This window comes from Stappia indica (genome assembly GCF_001696535.1).
GTDB lineage: Bacteria > Pseudomonadota > Alphaproteobacteria > Rhizobiales > Stappiaceae > Stappia > Stappia indica.
This window is the reverse complement of the sequence record NZ_MBQE01000004.1, coordinates 559350-581402: the sequence shown is the minus strand read 5'-3', so window position 1 is coordinate 581402 and position 22053 is coordinate 559350. Positions and strand designations below refer to the sequence as shown.

The 22053-nt window shown below is 66.3% G+C and carries 15 protein-coding genes; 4 read left to right on the top strand and 11 right to left on the bottom strand.

The features are described from left to right. The first annotated feature begins 165 nt into the window (after positions 1-165). Entirely contained in the window at positions 166-1047 is an 882-nt protein-coding gene (locus BBX35_RS16870; protein WP_067222336.1) for a LysR family transcriptional regulator, read from the top strand. 7 nt (positions 1048-1054) lie between these two features. Here BBX35_RS16870 and BBX35_RS16865 read toward each other — a convergent pair whose 3' ends face one another. Next, the gene (locus tag BBX35_RS16865; protein ID WP_067222335.1) at positions 1055-1915 is read right to left on the bottom strand and encodes a DMT family transporter; all 861 of its coding nucleotides are present in this window, start codon (positions 1913-1915) and stop codon (positions 1055-1057) included. 121 nt (positions 1916-2036) lie between these two features. Between BBX35_RS16865 and BBX35_RS16860 the strand changes: the two genes are divergently transcribed. Next, a complete protein-coding gene (locus BBX35_RS16860) occupies positions 2037-3455 on the top strand; it encodes an aminotransferase-like domain-containing protein (RefSeq protein ID WP_067222333.1) in 1419 nt (472 codons plus the stop codon). Here the strand turns inward: BBX35_RS16860 and BBX35_RS16855 are convergent, their stop codons facing one another. Next, entirely contained in the window at positions 3456-4583 is a 1128-nt protein-coding gene (locus tag BBX35_RS16855; RefSeq protein ID WP_067222331.1) for a Gfo/Idh/MocA family protein, read from the bottom strand. It lies immediately after the preceding gene. 166 nt (positions 4584-4749) lie between these two features. Between BBX35_RS16855 and iolG the strand changes: the two genes are divergently transcribed. Together iolG and BBX35_RS16845 are read left to right on the top strand one after the other, a co-directional pair. After that, entirely contained in the window at positions 4750-5748 is a 999-nt protein-coding gene (gene iolG / locus BBX35_RS16850) for an inositol 2-dehydrogenase (RefSeq protein WP_067222328.1), read from the top strand. A gap of 366 nt (positions 5749-6114) precedes the next feature. Continuing rightward, positions 6115-6402 (top strand): GIY-YIG nuclease family protein, encoded by a 288-nt coding sequence (locus BBX35_RS16845; RefSeq protein ID WP_067222326.1) that lies wholly within the window; start codon positions 6115-6117, stop codon positions 6400-6402. 623 nt (positions 6403-7025) lie between these two features. Here the strand turns inward: BBX35_RS16845 and ileS are convergent. The 9 genes from ileS to BBX35_RS16800 form a co-directional block, all read right to left on the bottom strand. Next, the gene (gene ileS, locus BBX35_RS16840) at positions 7026-10163 is read right to left on the bottom strand and encodes an isoleucine--tRNA ligase (protein ID WP_067222323.1); all 3138 of its coding nucleotides are present in this window, start codon (positions 10161-10163) and stop codon (positions 7026-7028) included. 141 nt (positions 10164-10304) lie between these two features. Next, positions 10305-11630 (bottom strand): nucleotide sugar dehydrogenase, encoded by a 1326-nt coding sequence (locus BBX35_RS16835; RefSeq protein ID WP_067222321.1) that lies wholly within the window; start codon positions 11628-11630, stop codon positions 10305-10307. Positions 11631-11777: 147 nt separating this feature from the next. Next, positions 11778-14963, bottom strand: coding sequence for a M10 family metallopeptidase C-terminal domain-containing protein (locus BBX35_RS24005; RefSeq protein ID WP_141687885.1), 3186 nt, complete (start codon positions 14961-14963; stop codon positions 11778-11780). Positions 14964-15002: 39 nt separating this feature from the next. Further along, entirely contained in the window at positions 15003-15494 is a 492-nt protein-coding gene (locus BBX35_RS16825; protein ID WP_067222315.1) for a hypothetical protein, read from the bottom strand. Between the two features lie 104 nt (positions 15495-15598). Next, positions 15599-16777 (bottom strand): AGE family epimerase/isomerase, encoded by a 1179-nt coding sequence (locus tag BBX35_RS16820; protein WP_171901478.1) that lies wholly within the window; start codon positions 16775-16777, stop codon positions 15599-15601. A gap of 34 nt (positions 16778-16811) precedes the next feature. Further along, positions 16812-18308, bottom strand: a complete 1497-nt coding sequence (locus BBX35_RS16815; RefSeq protein ID WP_067222310.1) for a phosphomannomutase/phosphoglucomutase — start codon at positions 18306-18308, stop codon at positions 16812-16814. A gap of 59 nt (positions 18309-18367) precedes the next feature. Continuing rightward, the gene (locus BBX35_RS16810; protein ID WP_067222307.1) at positions 18368-19786 is read right to left on the bottom strand and encodes a mannose-1-phosphate guanylyltransferase/mannose-6-phosphate isomerase; all 1419 of its coding nucleotides are present in this window, start codon (positions 19784-19786) and stop codon (positions 18368-18370) included. Positions 19787-19914: 128 nt separating this feature from the next. After that, positions 19915-20496, bottom strand: coding sequence for a UbiX family flavin prenyltransferase (locus tag BBX35_RS16805; protein WP_067222305.1), 582 nt, complete (start codon positions 20494-20496; stop codon positions 19915-19917). Continuing rightward, entirely contained in the window at positions 20493-21986 is a 1494-nt protein-coding gene (locus tag BBX35_RS16800) for a UbiD family decarboxylase (protein ID WP_067222302.1), read from the bottom strand. The genes BBX35_RS16805 and BBX35_RS16800 overlap by 4 nt, the downstream gene beginning before the upstream one ends. Positions 21987-22053 lie beyond the last annotated feature (67 nt).

Below are 22053 nucleotides of genomic sequence, written 5' to 3'. Positions count from 1 at the left end.
GAGCGCGCGCCTTTCCGCAGCCAGATGCCGCGATTGAGGCTGACACTGTCATGCCTTCGTTTTTTGTTGCGCGCAATAGGCGCAAAGCCGCATCCGTTGTGCGAATTTTATAGTCATGCTAGCGCTGATCCGGGTCTTGCCCCCGAAGTCTGCCGGAGACCGCGCATGAACTGGGACGATACACGCATTTTCCTCGCTGTGGCGCGCAGCGGACAATTGCTGGCGGCCGCCAGGGCGCTCGGCGTCAATCACGCGACGGTGGCGCGCCGCCTCAGCGCGCTGGAGGAGGATCTCGGCGTGAAGCTGGTCGACCGTCGCACCACCGGGTCGGCGCTGACGACGGCCGGTGAGCGGTTCCTCGCCACCGCCGAGCGGATCGAGGCGGAGATGCTGGAGGCCCGCGCCGAGATCGGCGATGCGGATGTCGCGGTCTCCGGCACCGTGCGGATCGGCGCGCCCGACGGTTTCGGCGTCGCCTTCCTCGCCCCGCGCCTCGGCACCCTGACCGAGCGCCATCCGGCCCTGACGCTGCAGCTCGTTCCCGTTCCCCGCGCGGTCTCCCTGTCGCGGCGCGAGGCCGACATCGCCATCACCGTGGAACGACCAGACCATGGCCGGCTGGTGGCGCGCAAGCTGGTCGACTACACCCTCGGCCTCTACGCCTCGCGCGCCTATCTCGCCCGCGCCGGCACGCCGAAAACCGCTGCGGAGCTCAAGTCGCACGCACTGGTCGGCTATGTGGAAGATCTCGTCTATTCCGGCGCGCTCGCCTATGCCGAGGAGATCGACCGCGCCTTCCAGCCGCGCTTCGAGATCGCCTCCGCGCTCGGCCAGACCGAGGCAGTGCGCGCCGGCGCCGGCATCGGCATCCTGCATGCCTTCATCGCCCGCAGCGACCCCGACCTGGTGCAGGTGCTGCCCGAGCGCACGATCTCGCGCGGCTACTGGCTGGTGCTGCATGAGAGCGTCCGCGACCTCGGGCGCGTACGCGTGGTCGCGGATTTCATCTCCGAGGCGGTGGCGAGCGAACGCGGGATCTTTTCCTGAGCGCGCCTCAGGCGAAGCGGCGCGCACCCACGACACAGGCCACCACGAAGACGGTGACGGCGATCATCGACGGGGCGACGGGCTCGGCAAGCAGCAGGCCGGCCAGCAGCAGGCCGAAGAAGGGCTGCAGCAATTGCAGCTGGCCGACGCCGGCAATGCCGCCGAGCGCAAGGCCGCGATACCAGAAGAAGAAGCCGACCAGCATCGAGAAGATCGAGACATAGGCAAGGCCGACCCAGGCGGGCATGGCGATGCCGGCAAGCGTCTGCGGATGGACCAGCAGCGCCAGCGCCACCATCGGCGGCAGCGAGAAGACCAGCGCCCAGCAGATCACCTGCCAGCCGCCGAGACGACGCGCCAGCCGCGCGCCTTCCGCATAGCCGAAGCCGCAGACGAGGATCGCGGCAAGCATCAGGAGGTCGCCGATCAGCGAGATCTCGCCGTTGCCCTGCACGGCGAAGAGCGCGACGGCCAACGCGCCGGCACCGGAGAAGACCCAGAACAGCGGGCGCGGGCGCTCGCCGCCGCGCAACACGCCGAAGATCGCCGTCGACAGCGGCAACAAGCCGATGAAGACGATGGAATGGGCCGCCGTGACGTGCTCCAGCGCCATCGCGGTGAGCAGCGGAAAGCCGACGACGACGCCGAGCGCGACCAGCACCAGCGGCACCACGTCGCTCGCCGCCGGGCGCTTCTGGCGCAGCACCAGCAGGATCGCCCCAGCCATCAGCGCCGCCAGCACCGCTCGGGCAGAGGTGAGAAACAGCGGGCTGAACCCGCCGACCGCAACACGGGTCGCCGGCAGCGAGCCGCTGAAGATCAGAACGCCGAGGAGACCGTTGCCCCAGGCGGCGAGAGGTGAGTGCATACCGCTGTTCCTGTCCGTCATCCGCAATGTGTGACGCAGGAGCGCTGGCGGAGACAGGTACAGACCAGTACAATCGGCTCAAACTGTACTGATGCAATTGGCCATACAGATGGGCGACAGGATGACCCGCAGCACCCGGACGGAAACCGTGATGGCCGCGATCCGCAGGCGGATCGAGACGCGGACGCTGACGCCGGGCGAGCGCCTTCCCTCGATCCGCGGTCTCGCCGCCTCCATGCAGGTCTCGCCCTCCACCGTGGTGGAGGCCTATGACCGGCTGGCCGCCGACGGGCTGATCGCGGCCCGGCGCGGATCCGGCTTCTTCGTGCTGGACACGCCCCAGCCCTTGCAGATCGCGGCAAACGGGCCTCGGCTCGACCGGGCCATCGACCCGTTCTGGATCTCGCGCCAGGCGCTGGATGCGGATCCCGCCCTACCCAAGCCCGGCTGCGGCTGGCTGCCGGCCGACTGGATGCCGACCGATGCTCTCCGGCGGGCCCTGCGCGCCCTGTCGCGGGTGGAGGCGGAAACGCTCGCCGACTACGGCAGTGCTCAGGGTCAGGGCGAGCTGCGCCGCCTCATCGCCCGCGATCTTGCCGAGCAGGGGCTGGACGTGCCGCCCGACCGCCTCCTGCTGGCCGGTTCGGGGACGCAAGCGATGGACCTGATCTGCCGGCTGCTGCTGCGCCCCGGCGACACGGTGCTGGTCGACGATCCCTGCTATTTCAACTTCCAGGCCCTGCTGCGGGCGCATCAGGTGCGGATCATCAGTGTTCCCTACACCCCGCAGGGGCCCGACACGGAGCGCTTCGCGCAGCTGCTGGCGAGCGCGCGGCCGCGGCTCTACCTGACCAACTCGGCCCTGCACAACCCGACCGGCGCGACCATCTCGGCTCCCGTGGCGCACCGGCTGCTGGTGCTGGCCGCCCAGCACGACCTCACCATCATCGAGGACGACATCTTCGCCGCCTTCGAGCCGGAGCCCTCCCCGCGCCTTGCCGCGCTCGACGGGCTGGAGCGGGTGATCCGCATCGGCAGCTTTTCCAAGACCCTCTCGGCCTCGGCCCGCTGCGGCTATATCGCCGCCCGGCCCGACTGGATCTCCGCCCTGGTCGACCTGCAGGTGGCGACGAATTTCGGCGGGCCGAGCCCGATGGCGGCCGAGCTGCTGCGCGTCGTCCTTGCCGATGGCGGCTATCGCAAGCATGTCGCGGCCCTGCAGGGACGTCTTGCGCGGGCGCGGCGGCAGGCAGCGTCACGCCTTGCCGCGCTCGGTATCACCCCCTGGCTGGAGCCGCGCGGCGGCTTTTACCTGTGGTGCCGGCTGCCGGAGGGGCTGGATGCGGCGGACGTCGCCCGCGCCGCGTTGAAGCGGGGCATCGTGCTGGCGCCGGGCAATGCCTTCAGCGCGGCGCAGACGCAGGCCGGCCTCATGCGCTTCAACGTCAGCCAGATGGGCGGGCCTGAGGTCGACGCGGTGCTGCGGGATTCCCTGGCCGAGGCCCGTGGGATCGCCGAGCGCTGCTCGCAGGCGAGCTGATCAGCCGACCTCCTCCCAGCCACCGCCGGCAAAGGAGCGGGCCGCGGCATGCACCGTGCGCTCGATCTCGATCCCCTCCTCGAAGGTGATCAGGCTCGCCGGCTCGCCACGGATGAGGCGGATCAGCTCGCGGCATTCGATCACCTTGAGATCGTTGAAGCCGAGGCCGTGGCCGGGCGCGGGCACGAAGCTGCCATAGGGCGGGTGCGCGGGCCCTGCGAGAATGCGGGTGAAGCCCTGGCGGGCCGGATCTCCGGTCGCACTGTACAGCTCGATCTCGTTCATCCGCTCCTGGTCGTAGAGAATGGAGCCCTTCGAGCCGAAGACCTGCAGCGCGATGCGCCCCTTACGGCCCCAAGCCGAGCGGTTGACCAGCAGGCTCGCCTGCAGCCCACCGGAAAAGCGCAGCAGGACGTTGGCCATGTCGTGGGTTTCCACGGCGCGGCGCCCGCCCCCGGCCAGCGGCCGCGTCGCATAAGGCTTCGCCATGTCGCAGAACACCCGCTCCGCCTTGCCGAACAGCCGGTGCGCCAGCGACAGCGGGTGCACGGCGAAATCGTCGAGCGCGCCGTAGCCCGAACTCGCCTCGCTCTTCCAAGTGAAGGCCTCGCCCGGGTCGGCCATGAAGTCCTCGTCCATCTCGGCGCGGAACTGGATGGGCTCGCCGATGGCACCGTCCGCGATCATGCGGGCGATCTCGCGAAAGGCCGGGTTCTGGATGTAATTGTAGCCGAGCGCCGCGATGCGCCCGCTCGCCCGCGCTGCCGCCAGCATCCCTTGCGCATCGGCAAGGGCCGGCGCCATCGGCTTTTCGCACCACACATGCTTGCCGGCCTGCAGCGCGGCGATGGCCATCTCGGGATGGAACGCGTTCGGCGTCGTGATCGACACCACATCGACGGCCGGGTCGTTCACCAGCGCCCGCCAGTCGGAGGTCGCACGGGCAAAGCCGAAGGCCGAGGCCCGCTGGCGGGCCAGATCCTCGCTGACCTCCGCCAGCATTTCGAGCCTGGGACGCGCCACATCGCCGAAGACGGCGCGCACCGCATTCCAGGCCAGCGCATGGCACTTGCCCATGTAGCCGGTGCCGATCAGGCCGACACCGAGGGACCCGTCCGGGCTGGTCATGGCGCTGTCTCCTTGCGACAATATCCGGCACGCGATACCCGGCCGAAACCGGTGCGTAACGTCCGGAAACGGCCCGCATGCCGGCGCATGCGATCTTGCGTGAATGAAACGCAAATTCTATGATTGCGTCAATATGGAATAAACGTTCCTCGAAAGGATCAAGACCTTGCTGTCTGTAGCTGTCATCGGTGCGGGCCGGATCGGCCAGATCCACGCCGCCAATCTGGCCGCGCGTGCGGCGGAGACCAACGACGTCCGGCTGGCCGGCATCTGCGATGCGGTGGAAGTGGCCGCCGCGACCCTTGCAACGCGCCTCGGCGCGCCGGTGATCTCGCTCGACGAGGCGCTGGAGGGCAAGGGATCGAACGCGGTGCTGATCGCCTCGCCGACCGACACCCACTCGGATTTCATCGAGCGCGCCGCCAAAGCCGGCAAGGCGATCTTCTGCGAAAAGCCCGTCGACATGTCGGCGCAGCGCATCGAGGGCGTGCTCGAGGTGGTGGAGGCGGCCGGCGTGCCGCTGTTCATCGGCTTCAACCGCCGCTTCGACCCGAACTTCGCCTCCTTGCGCGCGCGCATCGCGGAAGGGCGGATCGGCGAGGTCGAGCTGGTGACGATCCTGTCGCGCGATCCCTCCCCGCCCCCGGTCTCCTATATCGAGCGCTCGGGCGGCCTCTTCCGCGACATGATGATCCACGACTTCGACATGGCGCGCTTCCTGCTCGGCGACGAGCCGGTGGAGGTGCACGCGGTCGGCTCCGCCCTCGTCGACCCTGAGATCGGCAAGGCCGGCGATGTCGACACCGCCGCGGTGCTGCTGAAGACCGCGCGCGGCAAGATCTGCCAGATCTCCAACTCGCGCCGCGCCACCTACGGCTACGACCAGCGGGTGGAGGTGCATGGCTCGCTCGGCCTGCTGCGCGCCGGCAACCAGCACGAGACGACGGTGGAACTGGCCACCGCCTCGGGCTTCACCGCCGACCCGGTGCAGAACTTCTTCCTGGAGCGCTACGCCCAGGCCTACCGGCTGCAGCTCGCCGCCTTCATCGACTGCGCGCGCGGTACCACCCTGCCCTCGCCGAGCGGCCATGACGGGCTGATGGCGCAGCGGCTCGCCGACGCGGCAACGCTCTCCGCGCAAAGCGGCCAGCCGGTCCGTCTGTAAGGGGGCGGGCGGCGCCTCCCTCTCGGAGGTCATCCCGGCCGCAGGCGAAGCCGGAGAGCCGGGACCCATTGGCACCCTCAGCCGGCGTGAGGCGTCGTTGCTCGTGCGATCCTGCGAAGTGTCCTAGAGGGGCGGCGCGACGTACCTCGCCGCCGCTCTGGAAACCAATAGGCCCCGGGTCGCGCTGCGCTTGCCCGGGGTGACAGCCGAAGGGATGTGAGGTCGTGCCCCGACCCTCGGCCGTCATCCCGGCCACAGGCGAAGCCGAAGAGCCGGGATCCATTGGCACCCTCAGCAGGTGTGGTGCGCTCCAGCCTCCACGGTTCACCGCTTGCAATTTCCGCAACCTGCCACAACCATCGCGGGATGGCATACTTCGTCTACATTCTCGCCAGCCGACACCATGGCACGCTGTATGTCGGGGTGACCAACGACCTTGCCCGGAGGGTCTTCGAGCATCGCGAAGGGCAAGGCGAGGGTTTCACTCGCCGACATGGCGTCGGCCGCCTCGTCTATTACGAGGAACATTCGTCCGTGAACGAGGCAATCGCGCAGGAAAAGCGCCTGAAACGCTGGAAGCGGGAGTGGAAGATCCAGGCGATCGACGCGTTCAATCCTGAGTGGGACGACCTCTACGAACAGCTCAACAGGTAGACTTGGCGGAACGCATTTCCGGCAGCCTTCCCGTCCGCAGGGAACGGCCCCGCCTCCCTCTCAGAGGTCATCCCGGCCGTAGGCGAAGCCGGAGAGCCGGGACCCATTGGCACCCTCAGCGGATGCTCCTGCGCTCCAACCTCTCCGGCGTCATCCCGCACGAAGCGTAAGCGAAGATGCGGGATCGGAGAGCCGAGGGCCTGTGAGGTGCGCTCCGGAACCATGCCACGACCGCCGTGGCTCTCCGGTCCCGGGTCGCGGCTTCGCCTTGCCCGGGAAGACGCGGGGGAGGTTTGCGCAAGGGGGAAGCGATGCGGGCAGGTCCATCGCCCGATCATTCAAGTCGTCCGGCCAGTTAGGACCGCCGTCTCGAATTCAGCGGATTTCGAGAGCGATTTTTGCAAAATCCGTCTCGAAATTCGGGAGAACAACCCAACAAAAATAACAAAACAATTTCAGATACTTAAAATCAAACGCTCAAACGGCGACGCGAGATTTCGAGAAAGCTCTCTCAATCTCGTTTTACCGCTTGTCCCCGTCGTCGTGGTCCGCCGCCGGACCGCGCTAGGCGTTGGTCCGCGGGGCACTTGTCCCCGCGGGCCTTGTCAGTGCAATCCCCGCGATCAGGCCTCGGCCTTGACGAGCTCGATGGCAATCTCGCTGCCGCCGACCTCGTGCGTGGCACGGTAGGCGCCATCCAGCGCGCCGCCGATGGTCAGCTCCAGCGCCAGCGTGTCCTGGGCGATGCGGGAGCGGTGCTCCTCCACCGCCTGGACCAGCGCCTCCGGCAGGACCAGATTGAGGCGGATGCGGTCGGTCACCTGCAGCCCCCCGTCCTTGCGGGTCTGCTGGATCAGGCGGACCACGTCGCGGGCATAACCTTCGCGCTCCAGCTCGGGATAGATCCGCGTGTCCATCACCACCACGCCGCGGCTGGCATCGAAGAGGCCGGTGTCCGACCCTTCCGGCGCCATGACGCGCATGGTGTAGTCTTCGGGCGGCAGCTCGACGCCGGCCAGCTCGACGATGCCGTCGGGCCGCAGCGTCCAGTTGCCGGTCTTGGAGGCGGTCATGACCTCCTTCATCTTCTGGCCCAGGCGCTTGCCGATCTGCGGCTTGACCACCAGGCTGTGCTCGCCGACCGACAGCGGGTCGGCCTCCAGCACCAGCTCCTTGACGTTCACCTCGTCGGCGATGAGCTGCGAATACGGGCGCAGGTCCTCGATGTCCGCATGGGCGACGGTCAGCGTCTTCAGCGGCAGGCGTGCGCGCAGGCGCTTGGCCTCGCGCAGCGACATCACCGAGTTGCAGACGTCGCGGATCAGGTCCATGCGGCGCACGAGATCCGGATCGCTCGGCATCTTGCCTGCCTCCGGCCAGTCGGCCAGATGCACGGACAGTTCGCCCGTCAGGCCCTTGTAGATGCGCTCGCTGACGAACGGCATCATCGGGGCCAGCACGCGCATCAGGTGCGTCAGCACCGTGTAGAGCGTGTCCAGCGCGTCGCGCTTGTCGTCGTTCAGCTCCTCGCCCCAGAAGCGCGAGCGCGAACGGCGGATGTACCAGTTGTTGAGTGCGTCGATATAGCCCGGCACATGCGAATAGGCGGACGGGATATCGTAGGCATCCAGCGAGCCTTCGATCTTCTCGATCAGCTCGCGGGTCTTGGCCAGGATATAGCGGTCCAGCAGGCCCTTCTGGTCGAAGCGGACCTGCGCCTTGTACTGGTCGGCATTGGCATAGAGCGTGAAGAAGTAATAGGCGCTCCAGATCGGGATGATCGCCTGGCGCAGCGCCTGGGCGATGCCGCGGCCGTCCTTGGCCACCGCCAGGTCGCCGCCGACCAGCAGCGGCGAGGACAGCATGTACCAGCGCAACGCGTCGGCGCCGTAGGTGTTGAAGACGCCGACCGGGTCCGGATAGTTCTGCAGCCGCTTGGAGAGCTTCTGCTTGTTCTCGTCCAGCACCACGCCGTGGCAGACCGCATTGCGGAACGGCGCACGGTCGAAGATCGCCGTCGACAGGACCATCAGCGTGTAGAACCAGCCGCGGGTCTGGGCGACGTATTCGACGATGAAGTCGGCCGGGAAGTTCCGCTCGAAATGCTCCTTGTTCTCGAACGGATAGTGCTGCTGGGCGAAGGGCATCGAGCCGGAATCGAACCACACGTCCAGCACTTCCGGCACGCGGCGCATCATCGCCTTGCCGGTCGGGTCGTCCGGGTTCGGGCGAACCAGCTCGTCGATCATCGGACGGTGCAGATTGTCCACCTTCACGCCGAAATCGCGCTCCAGCTCCTCCAGCGAACCGTAGACGTCCATGCGCGGATGGTTCGGGTCGTCGCTCACCCAGACCGGGATCGGGCAGCCCCAGAAGCGGTTGCGCGAGATGTTCCAGTCGCGGGCGTTTTCCAGCCACTTTCCGAACTGGCCGTCGCGCACATGCGAGGGAACCCAGTCGATCTGCTGGTTGAGCTCGACCATCCGGTCCTTGAACTGGGAGACGGCGACGTACCAGGCGTCGATCGCCTTGTAGATCAGCGGCGTGTCGGTGCGCCAGCAGTGGGGATAGTCGTGCAGATAGGTCTCGTGGCGATAGACCGTATCGCCGCGCGCCTTGAGGTCGCGGATGATGTCCTTGTTCGCCTCGATGACGTTCTGGCCGACATAGTCGGCAACCTCGGCGGTGAAGTTGCCCGCCTCGTCCACCGGTACGACCAGCGGGATGCCGCGGTCGCGGGCCAGCTCGAAGTCGTCCTCACCGAAGCCCGGCGCGATGTGCACGCAGCCCGTGCCGTCGCCGGCCTCGACGAAGGCAGCGGCAAGCACCGCGAAGGCGTTCTCGGTGTCCTTGAAATACGGGAAGAGCGGCTCGTAGGCGGTGCCGGCCAGCTCCGCGCCCTTGAGCGCGCCGACCTTCTGCCACTCGCCGAACTCGCGCTCGTAGCGCTCCAGCGCCGCTTCGGCGAGGATCACGCGCACGCCGTCCTTTTCCAGGATCGCGTAGTCGAGATCCGGCGATACGGCGAGCGCAAGGTTGGACGGCAGGGTCCAGGGCGTCGTCGTCCAGGCGAGCAGGCGCGTCGGCACCGAGGCGAAGCGCTCGCCCTTGAGCAGGAAGCCGACGGTCAGCGCCGGGTCCTGGCGCTCGCGATAGGAGTTGTCGAGGCGCGTCTCGAAGTTCGACAGCGGCGTCTGCACGGCCCAGGAATAGGGCACGACGCGGTAGCCGCGATAGACCAGCCCCTTGTCCCAGAGCTGCTTGAAGCCCCAGATCACGCTCTCCATGAAGGAGAGATTCATGGTCTTGTAGTCGTTCTCGAAGTCGACCCAGCGGCCCTGGCGCTCGACATAATAGCGCCACTCGTTGGTGAAGCGCATGACCGAGACCGAGCAGTGCTCGTTGAACTTGCCGATGCCGTATTCGAGGATCTCGTTGCGGCCCGAGATGCCGAGTTCCTTCTCCGACGTCAGCTCCGCCGGCAGGCCGTGGCAGTCCCAGCCGAAACGCCGCTCGACGCAGTCGCCGCGCATGGTGCGGTAGCGCGGGATCAGGTCCTTGACGAAGCCGGTGGCCAGGTGCCCGTAATGCGGCAACCCGTTGGCGAAGGGAGGGCCGTCGTAGAAGATGTATTCGCCCGCCCCGTCCTGGTTGCGGCGGTTCTCCACCGAAGCTTCGAAAATCCGGTTCTCCTGCCAGAACTTGAGGATGTCTTCCTCGAGCTTGGGAAAATTGGGATTCGGATCGATGGCTTCGTACATCACAGATGTCCCGTTCTGAATTGGTTGCCGGGTCAAGACGGCCCGCAGCCCGCAAGATGTCGTTGCGTGGGTTAGCCGACCGGCAGGAAAAATACAATCGTCACGGCCGGCATGTCCGCCATGCCGGCCTTTGGCACAGGGTCAGGCGCGCGTCACTTTCGGCTCGCTCGCCGGATAGCGGCCGCGCGTGTCGATCACCAGCTTCGCCTTGTCGAGGATCATCGCGTAGTCGAAGGCATCGTGATCGGTGGCAATCACAACCGCATCCTGGCTGGCGATGGTCTCGGCATCCGCCTCCACGGCCGCGAAGCCGTGGCCGCTTTCCAGCACCAGCTGCGGCACGAAGGGGTCGGCATAGGAGAGCTCCCCTCCCCGCGCGACGATCCGCTCCATCACCATCAGGCTCGGCGACTCGCGAATGTCGTCGATGTTCTTCTTGAAGGCGGCTCCGAGCACCAGCACCTTCGCGCCGTTGAGCGCCTTGCGGTGGCCGTTGAGCGCGTCCATCAGCTTCTCGACGATGAAGTCCGGCATGTAGCGGTTGATCTCGCCGGCCAGCTCGATGAAGCGGGTGTGCAGGCCGTATTCGCGCGCCTTCCAGGTCAGATAGAACGGGTCGACCGGGATGCAGTGACCGCCGACGCCGGGCCCGGGATAGAAGGCGGTGAAGCCGAAGGGCTTGGTGGCGGCGGCGCGGATAACCTCGAAAATGTCGATACCCATGCGGTCGGCGAGCGTCTTCATCTCGTTGACGAGGCCGATATTGACCGCCCGGTGGATGTTCTCCAGCAGCTTGGTCATCTCGGCGACGCGGGTCGAGGAGACCGGCACCAGCTGGTCGACGGCGGAGCCGTAGAGCGCCTCGGCCGCGGCAAGGCACGCATCGGTGACGCCGCTCACCACCTTGGGGATCTCGCGGATGCCGAAGCTGGCGTTGCCGGGATCTTCGCGCTCGGGCGAGTAGACGACGAAGATGTCCTGGCCCACCACAAGGTCCTCGCGCGCCATCGCCGGCAGCATGTCGTCCTCGGTGGTGCCGGGATAAGTGGTCGATTCCAGCGCGACCACCTGGCCGGACCGCAGGTAGGGACGAATGGCACGGGCCGCATCGAGAATGTAGCCGATGTCCGGATCGTGGAAGCGGCCGAGCGGCGTCGGCACGCAGATGATCAGCGCATCGCAGTCGGCCGCGCGCGCGAAGTCCGTCGTCGCTTCGAAGGGGCCGGCGAACCGCACCTCCTCGCGCCGATTGCCGACATAGCGGGGAAAACCGCGATCCGCGTTGAGCCTTGCGACCTTCGCCGGGTCCACGTCGAAGCCGACGATCGGATGGCCGATCTGCGAAAAGCGCAAGGCAAGCGGCAGGCCGACATAGCCGAGACCGATGACGCCGATGACGGCGGAGCGGTCGGCAAGGCGGGCGCGCAGGCTGGCAAGGGCATCGGAGTGGGCAGTGTCCGCGGCCATGATCGGATCTCTGGTAGGGTTCGATGAAAGAGAAACGGCATGCGGAAGAGCTTCCGCATGCCGTTTCGTGTCGCACAGGCGTCGCAGCGCGGCAAGTCCCGGCGACGAAGAGTTCTCCTCCCGCCGGGCGCTCGCCCTATCCTCCGATCACACGAAGCTGAAGTCGCTCTCCGACACCAGCGTGTGGTCGAAGTTTTGCAGCACGATGGTGTTGGTGCCGAAGGTCAGATGCGTGTCCGCCCCCACATCCGTCACCGTCACCTGCGAGAAGTTGCTCGCCCCAACGCCGATCCGGATCGTGTCGATCCCGTGCTCGAAATCGGTGATCGTGTCCGTGTCGCCGGCATTCAGGAATGCGAACGTGTCGTCGCCAGACCCTCCGGTCAAAGTGTCATTGCCGGCACCGCCGTTCAGGAAGTCAGAGCCCCAGCCGGCATCGAGGATATCGTTGCCGTTGCCGCCATCCAGGTTGTCGTTGCCGCCACCGCCATACAGCGTGTCGTTGCCGTTGCCACCGGCAAGGCTGTTGTTGCCGATATTGCCCGCAATGATGTTGTTCTGGCCGTTGCCGTAGCCGTTGATGTTCCCCGTCCCCTGCAGATACAGGTTTTCGAGATGCTGGCTCTGCGAGCTCAGGCCGAACGTGATCGTCGAGTAGACGCTGTCCGTACCTTCTCCGGCAAGCTCGACAATCGTGTCTCCGGCATTATCGACATAATAGACGTCGTTGCCCCAGCCGCCGACCATGTGATCGGCACCCCAACCGCCATCGAGCGTATCGTTGCCGCCACCGCCATACAGCGTGTCGTTGCCGGCACCACCGGCAAGGCTGTTGTTGCCGATATTGCCCGCAATGATGTTGTTCTGGCCGTTGCCGTAGCCGTTGATGTTCCCAGCCCCCTGCAGATACAGGTTTTCGAGATGCTGGCTCTGCGAGCTCAGGCCGAACGTGATCGTCGAGTAGACGCTGTCCGTGCCTTCTCCGGCAAGCTCGACGATCGTGTCGCCGGCATTGTCGACGTAATAGACGTCGTTGCCCCAGCCGCCGACCATGTGATCGGCACCGTTGCCGCCATCCAGGCTGTCGTTGCCACCACCGCCATACAGCGTGTCGTTGCCGTTGCCACCGCCGAGACTGTTGTTGCCGATGTTGCCGGCGATGATGTTGTTCTGGCCGTTGCCGTAGCCGTTGATGTTCCCCGTCCCCTGCAGGTACAGGTTCTCGAGATGCTGGCTCTGCGAACTCAGGGCAAACGTGATCGTAGAGTAGACGCTGTCCGTGCCCTGCCCCGACAGTTCCACAATCGTGTCGCCGGCATTGTCGACATAGTAGGTGTCGTTGCCCCAGCCACCTTGCATGTGGTCGGCACCCCAACCGCCATCGAGCGAGTCGTTGCCGCCACCGCCATACAGCGTGTCGTTACCACCACCACCGCCGAGGCTGTTGTTGCCGCTGTTGCCTTGAATGATGTTCGCCAGCCCATTGCCGTAGCCGTTGATGTTCCAACTTCCAGTCAGATACAGGTTCTCAAGGTGCTGGCTATGCGCACTCAACGTGAAGTTCACCGAGCTGTAGACACGGTCCGTTCCCTCACCCGCATTCTCGACGACCATGTCGCCGACATTGTCGACGATGTACGTATCGTTGCCAGCACCGCCGATCATCCAGTCAGCGCCAGCGGCTCCATTCAGTTCGTTGTCGCCGGAATTGCCGGTAATCGTATTGTCCACAGCGTTACCGGTACCATTAAGGTTTGCAGTACCTTGAAGTTGCAACGCTTCGATATTCTGGCCATTTTGCCACAGCACAAACGACAGGAAGCTGATGATCGTATCGTAGCCTTCGCCGGCATTCTCGACGACGACATCTCCAACATTGTCGACGTAGTACACGTCATCGCCCGCACCGCCGATCATTGTGTCGGCACCGGCATTTCCGTTCAGATGGTTGTTCGCGCTGTTGCCGATGAGGGTATCGTTGCCGTTGCCACCGGTCGCGTTCTCGATGACAGTGCCGCGAGCAATGGTCAGGTTGCCGGTCAGCCCGCCCACGTTCGAATAGGTCTCGGGACGCAGGTCGATCAGCTGGGCAGCATTGATCCCGGAGAAATCGAGAAGGTCGATGCCGCCATTATCGTAAATGGTCAGCGCAACGTTGTTTCCGTAGCTCAGGAAATTGTCGATATAGGTGCCTGTGTTGTTGGCGCCCGTGGAGCCATACACGGTGTTGCCGAGATTGGTCGTCGTCGATGCGCCGTACAGGTTCTGGATGGCGATGATGTCGGCCACCATCGGCGTGATGATGTAGGCACGCGTGGCGTTGATATACGTGTTCTCGTCCTGGTCGAAGTAGGACATCACGGTGCCCTGCCAGGAGTCGTTCCTGTAGTGGTTGTCGACGCCGTAGGTCGCCGTGCTGTTATAGTTGCCGGCATGCCCCAGCCCCAGCGCATGACCGATCTCGTGCAGGTAGGTCTGGAAGGAATAGCTGTCGATCGTCGTGCCGGAATTGGCGAGCCAGGCGGTCGAGACGTTCACGGTCGACGACAGGATCGTGTTGCCGCTGGTGGTCGAGCTATTGTAGGCGCCGCTGTCGTTGTCGTCGATCGTGATCGCGGCGGCCCCGGACACGAAGTTGAAGTTGATACCGGTCACCGCACTCCAGGCAGCCAGCGCCTGTGTCGCCAGGAACTGCCCTTCGGCCGTCAGGCCCGTGATGTTCACATCCAGCGTACCGCCGGACGACACGTTGAAGGACCGCTGCGCGCGCCCGGTCGACTCCCAATAGCCATTGGTCAGCTGCGCGGCGATCTGGTCGTTATCGAAGACCGGGAGCGGCGGCGGGGCCGTGATCGACAGGGTGTAGTTGCCGGTGGATAGACCGTTATAGGAGCCTGCGTTCAGATAGTAGGTGCCGCCGGTCGTCGCAGTGAAGGAGAGGAACGAATTTAAGCCGTCGCCTCCATCGTCGTTGAAGGCGATCTGAGTACCGGAGGAGTTGTGGACGCGAAGATAAGTGTCGAGGCCCGACGTGTTTGCGGTCAATGCGATGTTGTAGGTCGTACCTGCCTCGAGCGTGACCCGCACCCAGTCCTGATCGCCGCTCGTCAGAGTGCCGTTGAAGCTGTCGCCGACATTGATCGTGTAGGAGGTGGACGTGCCTGCCGAAGCGTCCACGCCCTCATTGATGACCGCGAAGTCCGCATCCGCCCCCGGAGTAAACGTCTCGTCGCAGCTGTAGCCGGCGACAACGGGCACCTCGGGGTCCCGATAGGTCATCGCACAAAGGTCACACATGATCTTCCACCCTTTCGCAATCTGATCGGACGACACGCATCCTCGTGACCGGCGTCTTGCCCCGGTCGTTGATCGTTATCCCCCCAAGGGGAAAGTATCGGCCAACATCCGGCCGAAAGGCCGGGCGTCGGAAGCTTCGATCCGTTTGTCGTTGACGGAGAACTCGATCACGGGTCCCTGGGCAGCGGCCTCCGCGCCCCGGCGCCAGGAAAGACGCGCCATCACGAAGGTTTCGTGCGACCTGACCCACTCCACGGAGACGCGCAGGACAGAGGCGCTGCTGTCACCTGCGGCAAGCCGGACCTCGGCGCCCGGCACCCTCTCGCGAAGGCGGTCCGCAAGGCCCTCGCATGCGTCCTTGCGCCAGCCGTTCCCGTCGGCATCACAAGCGACGTCAAGCTCTTCAATTCGCTGTGCAAGCACGAAATCGGTCACCTTCTCGCCGGCGCTGACCGCGCCTGTTTGCGGTACGATAGCCGCCGCTACCGTAGCGGCAAAAGCCCAAATATGCCCCGGCTGCGGAGCCAGGCGCAAACCAGCAATCGTTTTGCAGTCCTTCGCCGACAAACCCGACTCCTGCACTGCCGAAATTACCTATCCGAGTTAACCATAACTGTGTTTCACGTCACTTTCCACGCGTTGCGTGAAATTTGCGTGATGGCGGGCCCGGCTCAGCCGCAAACGCGGTCGAGTTCTGCGATGGCGCAGACGAGATGATAGAGCGAACTCGCCGGTGCAGGCTCTTCGATGAAATGGCCATCGGGTGCCAGGCGATCGCGCCACAGCCCGCGCGGCTCGACATCGAGGTAGCGCTCGATGACATGGGCGGCCGCAATCGCCGCCTCCGCCACCTCGTTCTCGCGCGGTGCATCGCCAGCCTCGCGCGCCTCCTCCATCATCACCAGGGAGGCCTTCAGCCATTCGGTCTGCGACCACAGCCGCGCCACCGGCTCGCGCGGGCGCAGGTCGTCGCCGATCTCCAGCATGACGACGCCGCGATCCGGGCAGATGCCGGAGCGCGTTCCAGCGGCGTAGAGCCGGGCGGCGGCGGCCAGCGCATCGTCCCGGCCGCATCTGCGACCCCAGACCGTGAGCAGCCAGCACCACTCGAACAGATGGCCGGGATCGACCTTGTGGCCGGCTTCTCCGGCTGCCGGCGACCAGTCGCCCTCGAAATATTCGCGCAGTATGCCGAGATCGGGATCGATGAACCGGCCCATGGCCAGTTCGGCAATGCCGCGCGCCATCTCGCCCCAGCGCGGGCTGCCCGACAGGTGCTCCCAGGCGAGAGCCGCCTCGAAGAGATGCATGTTGGGGTTGGCCCGAAGCGGCAGGCGGCGCGGAGTATCTTCCTCGAAGCCGCCGTCCGGATGACCGAGCGTACCGGTGAGCAGGTCGCGCAGCCGTCTTGCCTCCTCCACCGCTGTCTCGCGCAGGCCAGCCACCGAGCCGGCAATGGTCGCATAGGCGAACAGGGCGAAGGCCTGGTCGTAGAGGTCGAAGGGACGCGAGCCGTCCGCCGCAAGCGGGCGCAGACTGCCATCGTTCTGGAGAAAATCGGCATGGAAAGCAGCCAGGCCGCGAGTGGCGATCCCCGCCGCATCCCCCGGCCAGCCGAGCCGGGCGCCCTCGAGAAAGGAATAGATCTGCCGGGGCGGCACGCGCGGCCGGGCCGGGGCTGCCGACGGCTCGGCCGTCTCCAGCGCCAGGCTTTCGGCGAAGCGTCCGCTCGCCGCGTCGTAGCCGGCCTCGGCCCAGAGCGGCAGCGCATCGCGCACGAGCCAGTTCTTCAGCCGCTCGCAAACCACCATCAGTTCGCCGGCGGCCTCTTCAGACCGTGTCTCACGCACCACCGCCCCTCCCCGACAGACAGACCCCGAAGCGTCAGAGCGTCTGATTGTAGTCGCCGACTTCCGGGTTTTCCCGCAGGACTGCATCCACCGCGTGGAACATTGCGTGCAGGCGCTCTTCGGAAACCGGGCTTTCCACCACGACAACGAGTTCCGGCTTGTTGGACGAGGCGCGCACGAGGCCCCAGGTGCCGTCCTCGGCAACGACGCGGATGCCGTTGACGGTGACGAGATCGGCGATACCGTGTCCGGCAACCGTCTCGCCGTTCTCCTTCATGGCGGTGAAGCGCTCCACCACCCGGTCGACGACCTCGTATTTGATCTCGTCGGCGCAGTGCGGCGACATGGTCGGCGAGCCCCAGGTGCGCGGCAGCGCACGGCGCAGGTCCGCCATCGACCGGTCCGGATTGCGGTCCAGCATGTCGAGAATGGCAATGGCCGAGACGAGACCGTCGTCATAGCCGCGGCCGATCGGCGCGTTGAAGAAGTAGTGCCCGGACTTCTCGAAGCCGACCAGCGCGTCCAGATGGTTGACCCGGCGCTTGATGTAGGAATGGCCGGTCTTCCAGTAATCGGTCACGGCCCCGTTCTCCTGCAGCACCGGATCGGTGGCGAACAGGCCGGTCGACTTGACGTCGACGACGAAGCGGCAGCCGGGATGCAGCGCGGACAGGTCGCGGGCCAGCATCACGCCGACCTTGTCGGCGAAGATCTCCTCGCCCTCGTTGTCGACGACACCGCAGCGGTCGCCGTCGCCATCGAAGCCCAGCCCCACCTCGGCGCCGCTCTCGAGCACCTTGTCGCGGAGCGCATGAAGCATCTTCATGTCTTCCGGATTGGGGTTGTAGCGCGGGAAGGTGTGGTCGAGTTCGCAGTCGAGCGGGATCACCTCGGCGCCCAGGGCCTCCAGCACGCGCGGCGCGAAGGCGCCCGCCGTGCCGTTGCCGCAGGCGGCGACCACCTTGATCGGACGCGACAGGCGCGGCCGGTTGGTGAGGTCCGCGATATACTGCTCCTGGAAGTTCTCGACGAAACGATAGCTGCCCGAGCCTTCGCGGAAGCTCGCCGTCAGGACGATCTCCTTCAGGCGTCCCATCTCGTCGGGGCCGAAGGTCAGCGGGCGCTCGATGCCCATCTTGACGCCGGTCCAGCCATTGTCGTTGTGCGAGGCCGTGACCATGGCGACCGCCGGCACGTCGAGGGCGAACTGCGCGAAATAGGCCATCGGCGACAGCGCCAGGCCAATATCGTGGACACGCACGCCGCCGGCCATCAGGCCGGTGACCAGCGCCATCTTGATCGCGGCGGAGTAGCCGCGGAAGTCATGCCCGACGACGATGTCGGGGCGCACGCCGCGCTCGCGCATGAGGGTTGCAATGCCCATGCCGAGGGCCTGCATCCCCATCAGGTTGATTTCCTTTTCGAACAGCCAGCGGGCGTCATACTCGCGGAACCCGGTGGCCTTCACCATCGGCCGGGATTCGTAGGCGTAGGTGTTCGGCTTCAGTTCGGCGACAGGCACTGGCAGCATGTATCTTCCTCAGGATCTGGTCCGGTTCGGATCGCGCGGGGCGCAGGAAAGGCCCGCACTTACTTGGACGAAAATGGCGCCCCCGCCTCGTCGTAACGGATAATGTCGTCATCGCCTATATAGGCGCCCGACTGGATTTCTATGACACGCGCCGGCACGCGGCCCGGATTGGCGAGGCGATGGCGCGCTCCCACCGGAACGTAAGCCGACTGGTTCTCGGTCATCAACCGCGTCTCGCCGTCGATCTCGACCGAGAGCGTACCGGAAACGACCACCCAGTGCTCGGCCCGGTTGACGTGGCTTTGCCGGGACATGCTCTCGCCCGGCTTGATCTCGATTTCCTGAACCTGGAACCGGCCGCCGACGGCGATCTCCTCGCGCCAGCCCCAGGGGCGGTACAGCCGGCGATGCTCGCGGGTCTCGCGGCGGCCTTCCGCCTGCAGCCCCTCGACCACGATTTTGACGTCCTGGGCGTGAGCCTTGTCGGCGACGAGGACCGCGTCCTTGGTGGCGACGACCATGACATGGTCGAGGCCGACCACCGAGACCAGCGCGCCATCGCTGACGACGAGATTGTCCCGCGCCTTCACGAAACGCGCCTCGCCCAGAACGCTGTTGCCCTCATCGGACTTGTCGAAAGCCTCCCACACCGCAGACCAGGAACCCAGATCGCTCCAGCCCGGTTCCATCGGCACGCAGGAAATCCGCTCCGACTTCTCCATGATCGCATAGTCGATGGAGATATTCGGCACCTGCGAGAAGAGCTCCGCATCGAGACGCAGGAAGTCGAGATCGCGGGTCGCGGCGCCAAGGGCCTCCTTCACGCGGGCGAGGACGTCGGGCGCATAGTGCTCGAATTCCTCCAGCATGGCGCGGGCGGAGAACAGGAAGATGCCGGCGTTCCAGACATAGGTCCCAGCGGCAAGGAATGCGCGGGCGCGCTCAAGGTCCGGCTTCTCGACGAAGGCCTCGACGGCGCACGGCCCCTCGCCGGCTTCCGCAAGGCGGATGTAGCCGTAGCCCGTGTTGGGTTCGGACGGCTTGATGCCGAAGGTGACGATGCGCCCGGCCCTTGCGGCCGGCAGCGCCCGCTCGACGGCCGCGGCAAAGGCGTCGGTGTCCCGCAAAAGGTGATCGGAGGGCGCCAGCAGAACCAGGGCGTCCGGATCGCGCGCCTCGGCCAGCAGCGCGGCGATGGCGGCAGGAGCCGCCGTGTTGCGGCCGACGGGCTCCAGCACGATGGCCGTATCCTCGGCCGGGGCGCGAACTTCCGCCATCTGCTCGCCGACGAGGAAGCGATGCTCGGAATTGGAGATGACGATGGGCGCGGAGAAGGCGGGATCGGCGAAGCGCTTCAGTGTCTTCTGGAACAGGCTTTCACCGTCGAAGATCGGAAGGAACTGCTTGGGACGGGCCGAGCGCGACAGGGGCCAGAGCCGCGAGCCGGAGCCGCCGGACAGGATGCAAGGGATGATCACGCAAGGTCTCTCGTCGCCGGGGTCTGCCGCAGGATGCGGAATGGTCAGTCTCTCTTTTGCCAAATCCCGGACTGACAGGAGGTTAACCCGAAACGCCAGAGGTGTGAAACAGCAGAGAAAAACTCGCCTCAGGCTCGGCTGGCAGAACCCTGCGGAGACCAGGCGCGCGCCTGCGCCTCCCCCAGCCGCAAGAGGTCGACCGCGCGCGCGGCGATCTGCGCAACCGCATCGGCCAGCGAAACGGGGTGCAGATAGAAAGCAGGCACCGGTGGCAGGATGATGGCACCCGCCTCTGTCGCCTGCACCATGTTGCGCAGGTGAATGAGCGAGAGCGGCGCCTCGCGCACCAGCAACACCAGCGGGCGGCGCTCCTTGAGCTGGATCGAGGCCGCGCGCGTCAGCAGGTTGTCGTCGAGGCCATGGGCAATGGCGCCGAGCGTGCGCATGGAGCACGGGGCGACGATCATGCCGGCAACAGCGCTCGAGCCCGAAGCGATCTCCGCCCCCACATCGGCAATGCCGTGTTCACGCGCGGCAAGCGCGGACAGCTCGCTTCGCGCGCCCTCGCCTCCCTCCAGCTCCAGCGTCCGCTCTCCCCCGGTGCTGACGACGAGATCGAGCAGCGCGCCGCGGCGGGCCAGATCGCGGGCACAGGCGAGCGCCAGCTGCGCCCCGGAGGCGCCCGACACGCCAAGAACCACGCGGGTCATGCCAGCCCCTCCGCTTTCAGGATGCGCTCGGCGGCACCTTCCGCCTCGGGCGAGAGCCGCATCACCTCGCCGAAGGCGCGGGCGGTCTCCGATCCGAGCTTCACCGTCGCGTCGAGCCCGATCTTGCCGGCGAGCCCTTCCAGCGGCGAGGCGAAGTCGAGATAATCCATCGGCGTGCGATCGAGCAGCATCGTGTCGCGGGCCGGGTCGTAGCGCGTTGCCAGCGCCCAGGCGATGTCGTCCCAGTTGCGCGGGTCGATGTCGGCGTCCACCACCACGATCATCTTGGTGTAGCTGAATTGCGCCAGCAGCCCCCAAAGCGCCAGCATCACCCGGCGCGCCTGCCCCGGATAGCGCTTGTCGATGGCTATCACCGCGATGCGGTAGGAGCACGCGGCCGGCGGCAGCCACAGGTCCACCACTTCCGGGATCTGCTGGCGGATGACGGGAAGCGCCAGATCGTTGAACACCTCGCCGATGATCGAGGGCTCGTCCGGCGGCCGGCCGGTCCAGGTGGAGAGGTAAAGCGGATCGCGCCGGTGGGTGATCGCGCTCACCCGCATCACCGGGAAGGGCTCGACCGAATTGTAATAGCCCGTGTGATCGCCGAACGGGCCTTCCGACGCCGTCTCGTGCGGATGCACCCAGCCCTCCACCACGATCTCCGCGCTGGAGGGAACCAGCATGGGCACGGTGACGGCGGGCGCCAGCGAGGTGCGCGCCCCGCGCAACACGCCAGAGAAGGCCAGCTCCGACACGGTTTCCGGCAGCGGCAGGGCCGCGGCCAGCAGCAGGGCCGGATCGGCGCCGAGCGCGATGGCGACCGGCATCGGCTCCCCCTTGCGCATCCAGCTGCGATGATGGGCGGCCGCGCCGCGGTGCGGCAGCCAGCGCAGAATCAGCCGGTCGGGGCCCAGCACCTGCGCCCGGTAGATCCCGGCATTGTAGCGCCCGCTGTCGCTCGCCTGCGACCCCGCATCGCGGGTCAGCACCACCGGCCATGTCATCAGCGGGCCCGCGTCGCCCGGCCAGCAGGTCTGGACCGGCAGGCGCGACAGGTCCGGTTCTCCCATCCGCTCTTCCTGCGAGACACCCCTGCCGAGCACCCTGACGCGGGCCCTGAGCGCCGCCGCCATCTGCGGCCAGCGCGATAGCGCATCGCCGACGCCTTGCGGGGGCACGGGGCTACGCAGCGCGGCGAGAAACTCTCCAAGCTGAGCGATATCGGTCGGCTCGATACCGAGTCCGGCGGAAACGCGCCGCCGGGTGCCGAAGAGATTGGCGATGAGCGGGATGGAGGAGACCGAGCCGTCTTCAGCGAGTGGACGCTCGAAGCGCAGGACCGGCCCGCCCGCCAGCAGCGCCTTGCGGTGCACGGCGGTAACCTCCTCGCGCAGCCGCACCGGCTGGGCGATGGAGCACATCTCGCCGGCTGCATCGCACCAGCGCAGAAAGCTTCGGAGATCGGGAAAGGCTGGCAGGCGGCGCATGGCGGCTCCTTGAAAAGGGTGCCCTGCCTTAGCAAAGCGGATCGCCCGCGAAGTTGATGCGGATCAA